Annotated in this window: 16 protein-coding genes; 12 read left to right on the forward strand and 4 right to left on the reverse strand. The window is 73.3% G+C overall.

The features are described 5' to 3' along the window. Window position 1: 1 nt before the first annotated feature. Window positions 2-562, forward strand: a complete 561-nt coding sequence (locus tag AC0NZQ_RS12315; RefSeq protein ID WP_474530134.1) for an LOG family protein — start codon at window positions 2-4, stop codon at window positions 560-562. Here AC0NZQ_RS12315 and AC0NZQ_RS12320 read toward each other — a convergent pair. Continuing rightward, window positions 537-1,271, reverse strand: a complete 735-nt coding sequence (locus AC0NZQ_RS12320) for an enoyl-CoA hydratase/isomerase family protein (RefSeq protein WP_474530135.1) — start codon at window positions 1,269-1,271, stop codon at window positions 537-539. The genes AC0NZQ_RS12315 and AC0NZQ_RS12320 overlap by 26 nt on opposite strands. A 43-nt stretch (window positions 1,272-1,314) precedes the next feature. Here AC0NZQ_RS12320 and AC0NZQ_RS12325 point away from each other — a divergent pair, with 43 nt between their 5' ends. The 5 genes from AC0NZQ_RS12325 to AC0NZQ_RS12345 all read left to right on the forward strand — a co-directional run bounded on the left by AC0NZQ_RS12325 (window position 1,315) and on the right by AC0NZQ_RS12345 (window position 5,965). Then, window positions 1,315-2,430 (forward strand): PQQ-dependent sugar dehydrogenase, encoded by a 1,116-nt coding sequence (locus AC0NZQ_RS12325; protein WP_474530136.1) that lies wholly within the window; start codon window positions 1,315-1,317, stop codon window positions 2,428-2,430. A gap of 19 nt (window positions 2,431-2,449) precedes the next feature. Then, on the forward strand, window positions 2,450-2,887 hold the full coding sequence (locus tag AC0NZQ_RS12330; protein ID WP_474530137.1) for a PPOX class F420-dependent oxidoreductase: 438 nt from the start codon (window positions 2,450-2,452) through the stop codon (window positions 2,885-2,887). Window positions 2,888-2,944: 57 nt separating this feature from the next. Further along, complete coding sequence (locus AC0NZQ_RS12335; RefSeq protein WP_474530138.1) at window positions 2,945-3,343, forward strand: DivIVA domain-containing protein; 399 nt, start codon at window positions 2,945-2,947, stop codon at window positions 3,341-3,343. Next, window positions 3,330-3,887: a DNA-3-methyladenine glycosylase I gene (locus tag AC0NZQ_RS12340; RefSeq protein WP_474530139.1), complete on the forward strand. Its 558-nt coding sequence runs from the start codon at window positions 3,330-3,332 to the stop codon at window positions 3,885-3,887. The genes AC0NZQ_RS12335 and AC0NZQ_RS12340 overlap by 14 nt, the downstream gene beginning before the upstream one ends. 68 nt (window positions 3,888-3,955) lie before the next feature. Then, window positions 3,956-5,965 (forward strand): phosphocholine-specific phospholipase C, encoded by a 2,010-nt coding sequence (locus tag AC0NZQ_RS12345; RefSeq protein WP_474530140.1) that lies wholly within the window; start codon window positions 3,956-3,958, stop codon window positions 5,963-5,965. A gap of 81 nt (window positions 5,966-6,046) precedes the next feature. On the opposite strand, the gene AC0NZQ_RS12350 is transcribed toward AC0NZQ_RS12345, so the two are convergent. Beyond that, window positions 6,047-6,871, reverse strand: coding sequence for an enoyl-CoA hydratase-related protein (locus AC0NZQ_RS12350; RefSeq protein ID WP_474530141.1), 825 nt, complete (start codon window positions 6,869-6,871; stop codon window positions 6,047-6,049). Between the two features lie 233 nt (window positions 6,872-7,104). Between AC0NZQ_RS12350 and AC0NZQ_RS12355 the strand changes: the two genes are divergently transcribed. The 5 genes from AC0NZQ_RS12355 to AC0NZQ_RS12375 all read left to right on the forward strand — a co-directional run bounded on the left by AC0NZQ_RS12355 (window position 7,105) and on the right by AC0NZQ_RS12375 (window position 12,548). Beyond that, window positions 7,105-7,272, forward strand: coding sequence for a DUF3117 domain-containing protein (locus AC0NZQ_RS12355; RefSeq protein ID WP_375483846.1), 168 nt, complete (start codon window positions 7,105-7,107; stop codon window positions 7,270-7,272). Between the two features lie 166 nt (window positions 7,273-7,438). Then, a complete protein-coding gene (locus AC0NZQ_RS12360; RefSeq protein WP_474530142.1) occupies window positions 7,439-8,701 on the forward strand; it encodes a leucyl aminopeptidase family protein in 1,263 nt (420 codons plus the stop codon). 18 nt (window positions 8,702-8,719) lie between these two features. After that, complete coding sequence (locus AC0NZQ_RS12365) at window positions 8,720-9,373, forward strand: peptidyl-tRNA hydrolase (protein WP_474530143.1); 654 nt, start codon at window positions 8,720-8,722, stop codon at window positions 9,371-9,373. After that, window positions 9,370-11,877, forward strand: a complete 2,508-nt coding sequence (locus tag AC0NZQ_RS12370; RefSeq protein ID WP_474530144.1) for an ATP-binding protein — start codon at window positions 9,370-9,372, stop codon at window positions 11,875-11,877. Before AC0NZQ_RS12365 ends, AC0NZQ_RS12370 begins: the two co-directional genes overlap by 4 nt. Further along, complete coding sequence (locus AC0NZQ_RS12375) at window positions 11,874-12,548, forward strand: response regulator (protein ID WP_474530145.1); 675 nt, start codon at window positions 11,874-11,876, stop codon at window positions 12,546-12,548. The genes AC0NZQ_RS12370 and AC0NZQ_RS12375 overlap by 4 nt, the downstream gene beginning before the upstream one ends. Window positions 12,549-12,562: 14 nt before the next feature. On the opposite strand, the gene AC0NZQ_RS12380 is transcribed toward AC0NZQ_RS12375, so the two are convergent. Together AC0NZQ_RS12380 and AC0NZQ_RS12385 are read right to left on the reverse strand one after the other, a co-directional pair. After that, window positions 12,563-12,943, reverse strand: coding sequence for a type II toxin-antitoxin system VapC family toxin (locus AC0NZQ_RS12380; protein ID WP_474530146.1), 381 nt, complete (start codon window positions 12,941-12,943; stop codon window positions 12,563-12,565). 5 nt (window positions 12,944-12,948) lie between these two features. Further along, entirely contained in the window at window positions 12,949-13,194 is a 246-nt protein-coding gene (locus AC0NZQ_RS12385) for a type II toxin-antitoxin system Phd/YefM family antitoxin (RefSeq protein ID WP_474530147.1), read from the reverse strand. An 87-nt stretch (window positions 13,195-13,281) separates the two neighbouring features. On the opposite strand from AC0NZQ_RS12385, the gene AC0NZQ_RS12390 reads away from it, so the two are divergent. After that, window positions 13,282-13,806, forward strand: coding sequence for an ester cyclase (locus tag AC0NZQ_RS12390; RefSeq protein ID WP_474530148.1), 525 nt, complete (start codon window positions 13,282-13,284; stop codon window positions 13,804-13,806). The last annotated feature ends 2 nt before the right edge of the window (window positions 13,807-13,808 follow it).

A 13,808-nucleotide genomic window follows, 5' to 3' on the forward strand; every position in this document is an offset into this window, starting at 1 on the left:
GATGCGGATCTGCGTCTACTGCGCCTCCTCCGAGACGATCGACCAGTCCTTTCGCGACCTCGCCACCGCCGTCGGGCAGCGGATCGCCGCCGACGGGCACGAGCTGGTCTCCGGCGGCGGCCGGGTCTCGATGATGGGTGACGTCGCCAGGGCCGCCCGGGCCGGCGGCGCGCACACCACCGGGGTCATCCCCAGAGACCTCGTCGACCGCGAGCTCGCCGACACCGACGCCGACTCGCTGCTGGTCGTGGAGACCATGCGCGAGCGGAAGCGGCTCATGGACTCCGCCGCCGACGCCTTCCTCGTGCTCCCCGGCGGTCTGGGCACCTTCGAGGAGATGTTCGAGGTCTGGACCGCGCTCTCGCTCGGCATGCACACCAAACCGGTGGTCGTGCTGGACCCCGACGGCCTCTTCGACCCGCTCTGGACCTACCTGGAGACGCTGCGCGACAAGGGCTTCGTCCGGCAGAGCGCGCTCGACGCGCTGCTCCGCACGCGCACGGTGGACGAGGCCTTCGCCGCACTCACCGCCGTTCTCACTGCCGGGGGGCCGACCCCTTAGGCAGTCCGGCGCCGTGCTGCTGGAAGGACATGAGGCGCTCGTTCTCGTAGGCGACGCGCTGTGCGGAGCCGTCCAGCTCGCGGAACATCTGCTTCAGCACCCGCACCCCCTCGGGGTGGTTGGCCGACACTGCGAGGCCGAGGGCCAGCGCCACCTGCTCGACCTCGTCCGGCGCGCCCCGCGTCGTGAGCAGGCCGAGGGTCTCGGCCTCCTCGGCACCGACGGTGCGTCCGGTGAGCACGAGGTCCTTGGCGCGGGCCACCCCGATCAGCGGGGCCAGTCGTGCCGGCCCGACGGGGACGCCGTGGCGTGCCCCGGCCCACGCCAGCTTGAGGTTGTCGCCCCCGGCGCGCAGGTCCGCCGCGGCGACGATCTCCGCACCGGCGCCGACGCAGTTGCCGACACAGACTGCGATCACGGGCATCGGCATCGTGTCCAGCGTCGAGTAGAGCCGGGTGAAGCCGGCCATCCGCGCCACCCCGCCGGCGGCGTCGAGCTCCTCGGCGACGTCCGCGCCGGCGCAGAAGGCCCGGGTGTTCGTCGTCGAGAGGACGAGCGCGCGGACGGAGTCGTCGGCGGCGACGGCGTCCAGGGTGTCGTTGAGCAGCGCCAGGCTCGCCGAATCGAGCGCATTGCGCTTCTCGGGCCGGTTCAGTCGGACGATCTCGACGGTGTCGACGCGCTCCCGCAGAACGCTGGCTTCGGTCACGATTCAGAAGTTCAGCACACCCGCGCTCCGTACGGTCGAACCGATGAGACGTCTCACCGTCGCCGCCCTGACCGTCGCCGCCGGGCTCGCCCTCGCTGCCTGCTCGGCCGACTCCGACGGGGACCCCGCCGAGTCGGCTGCCTCGGGTTCGACCTCTGCTCCGGCAGCGTCCGGTGGCAGCACGACGAGTGCGGCCCGGCCGACGGTCGTGGCCGACGGCCTGGCAGTGCCGTGGGGAATGGTCTTCCTGCCCGACGGCCGCGCGCTGGTGAGCGAGCGGGACAGCCACCGCCTCGTCACCGTCACCGCCGCCGGCACCACGACGGCGGTCGGCACGGTGCCGGGTGTCCGGAACGGCGCGGGGGAGGGCGGGCTGCTCGGCCTCGCCCTGTCGCCGCGCTTCGCCGACGACCGCACCGTCTTCGCCTATTACACGAGCGCCTCGGACAACCGCGTCGTCGCCTTCACCTTCGACGGCACGTCGGTGAGCGGCTTCCGGCCCGTCTTCACCGGGATCCCGTCAGGCTCGATCCACAACGGCGGCCGCCTCGCTGTCGGTCCGGACGGTCACCTCTACGTCACGACCGGGGACGCCGGCCAGCCCGACCGTGCCCCCGACGTGGACTACCTCGGCGGCAAGGTGCTGCGGATGACGACCGCCGGCAGGCCCGCTCCCGGCAACCCCGATCCCGACTCGGTCGTCTGGACCCGGGGCCACCGCAATCCGCAGGGGATCGCCTTCGGCCCCGACGGCACCGTCTACGAGGCCGAGTTCGGGCAGAACTCCCAGGACGAGATCAACAGGCTGTCGGCGGGCCGGGACTACGGCTGGCCCTCGGTCGAGGGTGACAACGGCGAGAAGCAGGGCGCGACCCCGCCGCTGGCGACCTTCTCGACCTCCGACGCCTCCCCGTCCGGGCTCGCCTTTGCCGGCGGCTCGCTCTGGCTGGCCGCCCTCGGCGGCGAACGGCTGTACCGGTTGCCGCTGACGGGGGGCCGCGTCGGTGAGCGGCAGGAACTGCTCGACGGCGACTACGGCCGGCTGCGGACCGTCGTCACCGCCCCCGACGGCTCGCTGTGGGTGACGACCTCCAACCGGGACGGCCGCGGCGACCCCGCCGAGGACGACGACAGGATCATCCGGGTCCCGGTGCGCTGAGCGGGGTTACGGTGGGCGCGTGGCCTCACACATGACTGACGAGCAGCGCCGCGCGTTCCTCTCCGAGGGGACCCGCACCGGGATCCTGTCGACGGTCCGCAAGGACGGCACCCCGCACGCCGCGCCGATCTGGTTCGTCCTCGACCCGGACGACCCGGATGTCGTGGTCTTCATGACCGGTGCCGACACCGTCAAGGGCCGCAACCTGCGGCGGACCGGGGTCGCCACGCTGACGGTGGACGAGTCCACCCCGCCCTTCGACTTCGTGACCATCACCGGCCACGTCGAGATCAGCGACGACCTCGAGGCGATGCTGCCGTGGTCGATCCGCCTCGGCGGTCGCTACATGGGCGAGGCGGCCGCCGAGCAGTTCGGCCGGCGCAACGCCGTCCCCGGCGAGCTGATGATCCGGCTCGTCCCGGACAAGATCGTCGCGTTGGCCGCCGTCGCCGACTGACGCCGCCGACTGACCGACGTCCCGTGCCGGCGGGGTCGGCATGGCACCATCGTCGGCGTGGTGGAACTGGTGCTCTACGGGCTGCTGGCCGTGGTCCTGGCCGTCGGGCTGTTCTTCGCCGCCGCCCGCTTCCTGCCCGCCGGTGAGCAGATCGCGCCGCCGCTGCGCGACGAGGCACCCTGGCACCTGCCCGCAGACCGGGCGCTCGGCTCGGCAGACGTCGACTCCGTGCGCCTGCCGGTGGCGCTGCGCGGCTACCGCTTCGCCGAGACCGATCTGCTGCTCGACCGGCTCGCCGCCGAGATCCGGGACCGGGACATCGAGATCGCGCGGCTGCGCGAGCAGGCGAGCGGCCGGTTGCCGGCGCCGGGTCCGGACCGTGTCGCCTTCGCCAAGCCGGCGGCGACCACCGCCGACGACTCCACCAACGGCGATATCGACGATGCCGCCCGCTGACCGTCCGCGCTGCGACTGGGCGAACTCGACGCCGGACTACGTCGCCTATCACGACGACGAGTGGGGCACCGAGCTGCACGGCGAGCGGGAGCTCTTCGAGCGGATGTCCCTGGAGGCGTTCCAGTCCGGGCTCTCGTGGCTCATCATCCTGCGCAAGCGGCCGGGCTTCCGCGCTGCCTTCGCCGGCTTCGACATCGAGACCGTCGCCGACTTCGACGCCGCGGACGTGACCCGGCTGCTCGCCGACGCCGGCATCGTCCGCAACCGGGCCAAGATCGAGGCGACGATCGCCAACGCCCGCGTCATCCGCGATTCGGTCGGTGAGGGGCTGGACGAGCTGCTCTGGTCCTTCGCGCCCAGCGACCATCGTCGGCCGCAGACGCTCGCCGAGGTCCCGGCCACCTCGCCGGAGTCGGTGGCGATGGCTAAGGCGTTGAAGAAGCGGGGTTTCCGCTTCGTCGGCCCCACCACCGCCTACGCGCTCATGCAGGCCACCGGCATGGTGGACGACCACGTCTCGTCCTGCTGGCGGGCAACGGGCTGAGAGGGTCGGGGCAGGCGTTCACGCGACGGTTGTCGTCCGTTTCACCCGCTTCGCGATAGTCCGGTGTCATGCCCGAACTGGACCGCCGCCGCTTCCTGCAACTCGCCGGTGTCACGGGCGGCGTCGCCGCCGCGACATCGCTGACCGGCACCGCCCTCGCCGACTCCGTCGCGCGTGCCGCCGCTATCCCCGCGCACCGCCGGCACGGCTCGCTGCGCGACGTCGAGCACGTCGTGATCCTCATGCAGGAGAACCGCTCCTTCGACCACTACTTCGGCACCATGCGCGGGGTCCGGGGCTACGGCGACCCGCATCCGGCGCGGCAGCAGTCCGGGACGAGCGTCTTCGACCAGAACGGGGTGCTGCCGTTCCGCCCCGACGTCGACGACCTCGGCCTGGCCTTCGTGCAGGACCTCGCGCACGGCTGGAACGACGGTCACGACGCCTTCCACGGCGGCAACTACGACCGCTGGGTGCAGGCGAAGACCACCACGACGATGGCGCATCTGGAGCGGCGCGACATCCCGTTCCACCACGCGCTCGCCGACGCCTTCACCGTCTGCGACGCCTACCACTGCTCGTTCGTGGGCTCGACCGACCCGAACCGCTACTACCTCTGGTCGGGGTGGACCGGCAACGACGGCGGCGGCAAGGGGCCGGTCCTGGACAACTCCGAGGCGGGCTACGCCTGGACGACCTATCCCGAGCGGCTCGAGCGGGCCGGGGTGTCGTGGCGGATCTACCAGGACGAGGGCGTCGGGCTGGACGCCACCGGCAGCTGGGGCTGGACCGAGGACCCCTACATCGGCAACTACGGCGACAACTCGCTGCTCTACTTCGACGCGTACCGCAACGCCAAGCCCGGCGACGCGCTGTACGAGAAGGCGCGGCGTGGCACCCGCATCAGCACCGGCGGCACGCTCTTCGACGAGCTTCGCGCGGATGTGCGCCATCACCGGCTGCCGCAGGTGTCGTGGATCGCGGCGCCGGAGGCCTTCACCGAGCATCCGAACTGGCCGGCGAACTACGGCGCCTGGTACGTCTCGCAGGTGCTGGACGCGCTGACCGCCGACCCGGACGTCTGGTCGCGCACAGTCCTGCTGCTCACCTACGACGAGAACGACGGCTTCTTCGACCACGTCGTGCCGCCGTACCCGGCCGGCGGAGCCCTGGCCGGCGCCTCCACCGTGCCGGTCACCGACGAGCACTTCGCCGGCGACGGGAAGTTCACCGCGGGGGCCTACGGCCTCGGCCAGCGCGTGCCGATGCTCGTCGTCTCGCCGTGGAGCACCGGGGGCTGGGTCTGCTCGGAGACCTTCGACCACACCTCGGTGATCCGCTTCCTCGGCGCCCGCTTCGGGGTGGGGGAGCCGAACATCACCCCGTGGCGCCGCGCGGTCTGCGGGGACCTGACCTCGGCCTTCGACTTCGGACGCTCCCGCAGCGCGGTTCCGTCGCTACCGACCACCACGGGATACGCGCCTCGCGACGACAAGCGGCACCCGGACTACGTCCCCACCCCGCCCGCCACGGGCGCGCTGCCGGCACAGGAGCCCGGTGTCCGGCCGTCCCGACCGCTCGGCTACCGCCTGGACGTCGACGGCACCCGCACCGAGGCGGGACTGCGGGTGGACTTCCACAACCGCGGCCGGCTCGGACTGCAGCTGCAGGCACGCTCGCAGACTGGCGCGGCGCCGGCGTCCTTCACCGTCGGCGCGGGGGACCGGTTGACGGCGACGCTGCCGGTCTCCGGGGGCGGGTACGACTGGGAGCTGCACGGTCCGAACGGCCTGTACCGCCGCTATGCCGGCGAGGACGGCAGCCGGGTCGAGGCGCGGCTGTCCACCGAACCGGGACACGTGGAGCTCGTCCTGCGCGGCGCCGGGACCGTCACCGTCCGCGACGCCTACCGCGACCGGACGCGGACGGTGCGCCTGCGCGGTCGGGCGTCGCTGCGGTTCCCCACCCATCACGACTGGTACGACCTCACCGTGACCGGCGAGCACGGTCTGGTCCGCGCCTTCGCCGGCCGGGTCGAGACCGGGCGACCGTCGGTCAGCGACCCGCAGCTCGGCTGACACCCCCGCCCGCCGCGATCCGGGAGCGCTGGTCCCGGTCAGCGGGACCGGCACTCCCGGATCGGTGGTGGGTCGTGGGGGTCAGTGGCCCTGGAAGACCGGGCGCTGCTTGGCCACGAATGCGGCGGTGGCGTTGACGTGGTCGGCGGTGGCGCCCATCCGGGACTGCAGCTCGTCCTCCTTGGCCAGCGCGGCGTCGAGGTCGTGGTCGGCGGCGAAGGCGATCGACTCCTTGATCGCGGCATAGGCGGCCGTCGGGCCGGCGGCCAGGCGTACCGCCAGCTCGCGGGCAGCCTCGGCGACCCGCTCGTCGTCCACGACGGCGTTGACCAGCCCCATCTCCAACGCCGCCTCGGCCGTGATCGGCTCGGCCAGCAGGGCCAGCGCCGTCGCCCGGGCCGACCCGATGAGCCGCGGCAGCGTCCAGGAGACCCCGCTGTCCAGGGAGAGCCCGACATTGGCGAAGGCGAGCAGGAACCCGGCGCTCTTGGCGGCGATGCGGAAGTCGCAGGCGAAGGTCAGCCCCGCGCCGGCGCCGGCGGCCATGCCGTTGACCGCGGCCACCACCGGCTTCGGCATGGTGGCCAGCGCCTGGACGATCGGGTTGTAGTGCTCGGTGACGGTCGACAGCGGGGTGGGGTCGTGGGCCTCCAGCAGGCCCACGTGCTCACGCAGGTCCTGCCCGACACAGAAGCCGCGGCCGCTGCCGGTCAGCACGACGGCACGCACGCTCGGGTCGGCGGCGATCTCGCGCAGGGTGTCGCGCAGCGCCTCCTTCAGCTCCAGCGACAGCGAGTTCATCGAGGCCGGCCGGTTCAGCGTCACGGTGGCGACGCCCTCGCTGCGGTCGACGAGCAGGACGTCGGTGCGGCTCGTGGGAGAAGGCGCGGGGGTGGGGGACGACATCGACGATCACCTCGGGAGACGGGCGGACTGGGCGTGCCGCGACCGACGCTAGCCCGGGGCTCGGGACGGGCGACGCGGCCGGTGGCGGCGCCGGTTTCGGGCCGGGGTTGGGGGATCGGGCCGCCATACGGGAGAATGGGCTGCACCACGGTGCGCGTCGGGATCCGGAGCGCACCGGAATCGTGTTCGAACTGTCTGATGCGTGGGCCCATGGCCCACCGGAGGAGGCTGGCATGGCGGCCATGAAGCCGCGGACGGGCGACGGCCCGCTCGAAGTCACGAAGGAAGGCCGCGGCATCGTCATGCGCGTGCCGCTCGAGGGTGGCGGGCGACTCGTCGTCGAGATGACCCCCGACGAGGCCGACGCGCTCGGCGACGCGCTCAAGGCCGTCGGGAGCTGACCTCGCACCTCACCCGACCCCGGTCCCCGCTTCACGGCGGGGTCACCGGGGTCGAGTGCTCTCCGGACCAATCACGAAGCCCGCACGAGGCCCGGCGAGAGCCCGTGCCACGGTCGTCGGTGGCCCCCGCTCCTCCCGGCACGCTCCGTCGGGCAGGATCGCAGGCATGCTCGACGTCCGACTGACGGGTCCGCACCGCGACGCACTCACGCGCGACTGGCCCGACGGCGTCGCCGCCGTACGTGAGAGCGCGGCCCGGCTGGCGCGGGAGCTGCCCGCCGGCCGCAGCCGCGTCGCCGCCGAGGGCGTCGGCGGCGACCGCCTCGCCGCACTGGTCGAGGGGCTGGTGCTGGGCAGCTACCGCTTCACCGTCTCCGCGACGCCGTGGGAGCAGCCGACCCGCGTCGAGCTCTGCGGCGCCGAGGACATCGACGCGCTCCGGCGCGGGTTGGATTCGGCCGGGGCGACCGTCTGGGCCCGCGACCTGGCCAACACGCGGTCGAACGTCAAGACCCCGGCCTGGCTGGCGCGGCAGGCCACCACGGTCCTGGACGGGCCGGGGCTGCAGGTCGAGGTCCATGACGAGATCTGGCTGCGCGAGCAGGGCTTCGGCGGCGTGCTGGGCGTCGGCGGGGGGTCGGCCTCGCCGCCCCGGCTCATCCAGGTCTCCTGGCGGCCGCGGGGTGCCCGCAAGGGGATCCACCTCGTCCTCGTCGGCAAGGGGATCACCTTCGACACCGGCGGCATCAACCTCAAGCCCGGCGAGTCGTCGCGGACCATGTTCACCGACATGGCCGGTGGCGCGGCCGTGCTCGGCGCGATGCGGCTCGCGGCGGCCCGGCGGACTCCGGTCCGCGTCACCGCCCTGGTGCCGGCCGCGGAGAACGCGATCTCCGGCTCCGCGCTGCGCCCCGGCGACGTCGTCCGGCACTACGGCGGGCGCACCAGCGAGATCGGCAACACCGACGCCGAGGGTCGGCTCGTCCTCGCCGACGCGATCGCCTACGCCGTCGCCCGGCTGCGCCCGACGGCCATCGTCGACATCGCCACGCTGACCGGCGCGATGAAGGTCGCCCTCGGCGTGCGGACCGGTGGGCTGCTGGCCACCTCTGACACCCTCGCCGAGGCACTGCTCGCCGCCGGCCGCGAGACCGACGAGCCGCTCTGGCGACTGCCGCTGCTCGCCGAGCACCACGAGAGCGCGCTGCGCTCCGAGGTCGCCGACGCCAACAACTCACCCGGCAACCCCGGCGGCATCACGGCCGCGCTCTTCCTCAAGCCCTTCGCCGGCACGGTGCCGTGGGCGCACCTGGACGTCGCCGGCCCCGCCCGGGCCGCCACGACCGACGGGATCGTCACCGAGGGCGCTACCGGCTTCGGTGCCCGCCTCCTCGCGGCCTGGGTCGCGTCGCTGGCCGAACCTGCCTGAGCCACCGAGGAGGTCGCGATGGAGGTCAGGGAGTACGCCCTGCCGCTGGTCGTCCGGCTGGAACGTGACGCTCCGCCCGCGCGGACGGACGCCCTCGAGGCGGCGGCGCGCGCCGCGCTGCTGATGCTCACCACCGAGCGGCCGGAATGGCGGCCCGCGGTCGAGGCGTGGGACGCCCACCGGATCCGCAAGGTCGTGCGTCGGGCGCGCGGCGCGCACTGGCGGCGGGCCGTCGCGCTGGACGGCATCACCGTGACGCACCGCAGCGCGCAGCTGCGGGTCTACCCGCCGGTGGACAACGACGCCTGGCCGGCGGACCTCGCCCGGCTGCAGGTCGGCGGCACCGACCTCGCCGACCCCGAGCCGCCGCCCGCCCCGACCGCCGGCGTGCCGGTGGTCCTGCTCTCGCCGCACGCCGCGATGACGGCCGGCAAGGCGATGGCGCAGGCGGGCCACGCCGCGCACCTCGGCTGGCGCTCGCTGTCGGCTGACGACCGCGCCGCCTGGGCCGCTGCCGGCTTCCCGCTCGCGGTGCGCGACGCGACGCGACGACAGTGGGACGCCGCCGTCGCGGCCGGGGCGCCGGTGGTCCACGACGGCGGCTTCACCGAGGTCGAGCCGGGGACCGCCACGGCGCTGTTCAGCGTCGCGGGGTTAGCGTCTCCGGCATGACCCGCGGCACGCTGCGCATCTACCTCGGCGCGGCCCCCGGTGTCGGCAAGACCGTCGCGATGCTGGACGAGGGACGCCGCCGGTGGGAGCGCGGCACCGACGTCGTCGTCGCCATCGCCGAGACCCACGGCCGGCCGCACACCGCGCAGCGCCTGGAGGGGATGCCCGTCATCCCGCGGCGCCGGGTCGTCCACCGCGGCAGCGAGTTCACCGAGCTCGACCTGGCGGCCGTCCTCGCCCGGCGGCCCGCGGTGGCACTGGTGGACGAGCTCGCGCACACCAACGTTCCCGGCTCGGGACCCCACGAGCGGCGCTGGCAGGACGTCGAGGCGCTGCTGGCTGCCGGCATCGACGTCGTCTCGACCCTCAACGTCCAGCACCTGGAGTCCCTCAACGACGTCGTCGCCGACATCACCGGGGTGGTGCAGCAGGAGAGCGTGCCCGACGCCTTCGTCCGCTCGGCCGACCAGGTCGAGCTGGTGGACATGGCCCCCGAGGCGCTGCGCCGGCGGATGGCGCACGGCAACGTCTATCCCGCCGAGCGGGTGGACGCGGCCCTCGGCAACTACTTCCGCGTCGGCAACCTCACCGCGCTGCGCGAACTGGCCCTGCTGTGGCTCGCCGACCAGGTCGAGGAGGGGCTGCAGCGCTACCGCGCCGAGCACGGCATCACCGGCGCGTGGGAGACCAAGGAGCGGGTCGTGGTCGCGCTCACCGGCGGCCCGGAGAGCGACACCCTGGTGCGTCGGGCGGCCCGGATCGCGGCGCGCTCCGGCGGGGAGCTGCTCGCCGTCCACGTCGCGCGCAGCGACGGTCTCACCGGGCCCGGCGTCGCCGCCCTGGCGGCTCACCGGCTGCTGGTGGAGTCCCTCGGCGGCAGCTACCACTCCGTCGTCGGCGACGACGTCCCCGCCGCGCTGCTCGCCTTCGCCCGGCGGGTGGACGCCACCCAGATCGTCCTCGGCACGTCGCGCCGAGGTCCGGTGGCGACGCTGCTCAGCGGACCCGGCACCGGGGCCACCGTCACCCGCAACTCCGGTCCCGTGGACGTCCACCTCGTCACCCACGAGCAGTCCCGCGGGGCGGGGCTGAGACTGCCCCGGCTCACCGGCGGGCTCACCACCCGCCGCCGCGTCCTGGGGCTGGTCGTGGCGGCCGTCCTGCTGCCGGTGCTCACCGTCGTGGGTCTGCACGTGCCGGGTTTCGAGTTCGCCGCAGACGTCTCGATGTACCTGCTGGCCGTCGTCATCACCAGCCTGGTGGGCGGCTTCTATCCGGCGCTGGCGAGTGCGCTGGCGGCGAGCCTGCTGCTCAACTACTTCTTCGTCGCGCCGACGGGGACGCTCACCATCAGCCGCCCCGCGAACGTGCTGGCGCTGGTCGTCTTCCTGCTCGTCGCCTCGCTGGTGTCGCAGGTGGTCGACCAGGCGGCGCGCCGCTCGGTGCAGGCTGCCCGCGCGGCGGCCGAGGCCGAGACGCTCAGCACCTTCGCCGGCAGCCTGCTGCGGGGCGAGCAGACGCTGCCAGCGCTGCTGGAGCGAGTGCGGGAGACCTTCGCCATGGACGCCGTGTCGCTGCTGCGCGTCGACGACGAGGGGCGGGTGCCGGCCGATCCCATCGCCACAGCGGGGGAGGCGACGGGGGAGCCGGATGCCGTCGTCCGGGTCACCGACGACCTGGAGCTGCGGCTCACCGGACATCCGCTGCCCGCAGCGGACCAGCAGGTGCTCTCCGCCTTTGGTGCCCACGTCGCGGTCGCCTACCGGCAGCAGGAGCTCGCCGAGGCGGCGGCAGCCGCGGCGCCGCTGGCCGAGTCGGACCGGCAGCGCACCGCGCTGCTCAATGCGGTCAGCCATGACCTGCGCACACCCATCGCCGCGGCGAAGGCGGCGGTGTCGAGCCTGCGGGCCGGCGAGGTCAGCTGGAGTGCCGAACAGCAGGCCGAGCTGCTTGAGACCGCCGAGCAGTCGCTGGACCGGCTCACCGACCTGGTGACGAACCTGCTGGACATGTCGCGGCTGCAGGTGGGCGCGCTCCCGGTCGTGCCCGCCGTCGTGGGGGTGGACGACGTTGTCGCGCAGGCGCTGGCGCACGCCGACCCGGCCGGTCGGGTGGAGCTCGACCTACCCGTCGACCTCCCCGCCGTCCGCGCGGACGCCGGGCTGTTGGAGCGGGTGCTCGCCAACGTGGTGCAGAACGCGCTGCGTCACGCGCCGACAGACTCGGCGATCCGGCTGGCCGGCAGCAGCCACCGGGACCGCGTCGAGCTCCGCGTCGTCGACCGCGGCCCCGGTATCCCGGCCGACGACGCGGAGCGGGTCTTCCGGCCGTTCCAGCGCTCCGGCGACGTCCCCCGCGACGGGGCCGGGGTGGGGCTGGGGCTGGCCATCGCCCGCGGCCTCACCGAGGCGATGGACGGCGCCGTCACACTCGAGCCCACGCCCGGTGGCGGGACCACCGTGGTTATCACGCTCGCCGCGGTCTGTCGTGCGGTGCCGTCGTGACGCGTGTCCTGGTCGTCGAGGACGACGCCACCCTGCTGCGGGCACTGGCGATGAACCTGGTGGCGCGCGGTTACGAGGTGAGCGAGGCGCCCACCGGATCGCAGGCACTGCGGGTGCTGGCCGACGGCAGCCCCGACCTGGTGATCCTCGACCTGGGCCTGCCCGACCTCGGCGGCCTGGACGTGATCCGCGCTCTCCGGACCTTCGCGCAGACGCCGATCATCGTGCTCTCGGCGCGCAGCGGCAGCGTCGACAAGGTCGAGGCGCTGGACCTCGGCGCCGACGACTACGTCACCAAGCCCTTCAGCATGGCCGAGCTGCTGGCCCGGGTCCGCGCGGCGACGCGGCGCACCCGGCCCGACGAGAACCTCGTCGTCACCATCGGCAGCGTCCGCATCGACCTCACTATGACCACGGCCACCGCGGCCGACGGCAGTGCCGTGCATCTGACGCCGACCGAGTGGAAGATCCTCGACGTCCTGCTCCGCAGCCCCGGCAGGCTCATCGGCAGCGAGGTGCTGCTCACCGCCGTTCGTGGCTCGGCCGAGCACACTGATCCCAGCTACCTGCGCATCTATCTCGCGCAGCTGCGGCGCAAGCTCGAACCCGAGCCCAGCCGGCCCCGGCATCTCATCACCGAGGCCGGGATGGGCTACCGGTTCCTGCCCTAGGTGATCGCTGCTGGCTAGCGGGTGGCATCGATGATGCCGGGCCGATCGAGTGCGAGCAGGCGCCGGTCGGGGGTGAGGAAGTCCATGCCCCTGCGGTGCGCCTGGGCGACGAGCATCCGGTCGAAGGGATCGTGCCGCGCCAGTTCGGGGAAGGCGGCGAGGGTGTCAGCGTCCTCGATCGTGAAGGCCAGGCTCACGAAGCCGAATCCCGTCACCTGCGTCGCGAAGTCCGCGGGCAGGACGAGCTTGCCGAGCATGGCCTTGATGGCCGTCTCGGCCAGCGAGACCGCCGAGACGTGGACGAGCGTCGCCGCCGCCACCCGCTCGCGGGCCGCCGCCCCCAGGCGTGGCGAGTCGGTCAGCACCCACAACAGGGTCGCGGTGTCCAGCAGCATCGCCGTCAGGTCTCGAGGTCGGCGGCGAAGTCGAACATCGCCGCGATCTCCCGGTCTGCCTCGTCGAAGGCTTCCTGGTCGTACTGCAGCTGGCCCCGGAGCCTGCCGATCACCACACCGTTGCCGGCATGCACCACCAGATCCACGACCGGACGCCCGTTGCGCGCGATGACGACGTGTTCGCCTGCCAGGACGCGGTCGATGAGCTTCGACAGCTGCGTCTTCGCCTCGTACACGTTGACCTGCGACATCGCCTCACCATAGTTGGTCAGATCTGACCAGATCAAGCTTGGAGGCGAAGCCGGGACGATCGGGTTGTTGCCGGGTAGGACCACCCCATGGCTGACACCGAAGCTGCTCGCGACCTGTACCGACGTTGGATCCACGAGCTGTGGAGCGGCGAGGCGGAACAGCGCGACGACCTCGCGGCGGACCTCGTCCACGACGACTTCGTGGGGCACTGGCCCGATCACGACGTCAGTGGGCGGCGGGCGCTCGTCGACCTCATCGACGAGACGCACAGCGCCTTCGACCAGCTCTCCTTCGTCGTCACCGTCGGCCCCGTCGCCGAGGGCGATCACGTCGCCGGCCGCTGGGCAGGCGAAGGTGAGAACGCCGACGGTCCGGCGACCTTCTTCGGCAATGACGTGCTGCGGCTGCAGGACGGCCGGGTCGTCGAGTACTGGACCGTCTCGGCCGAGGCGGGCAAGCAGTCCTCGCGCGGCCGGCACAACTCCGCCGCCGCGCTCACCGGGGATGCCGAGCGCGACGAGCAGACGACCGAGACCGAGCAGGGCGCCGCCGGCGGCTCGGGTGACGCCGGTGAGCCCGAGCGCGACGCCGACGAGGCCCGCGACGGCTGACC

The organism is Jatrophihabitans sp. sgz311053, from assembly GCF_056135305.1.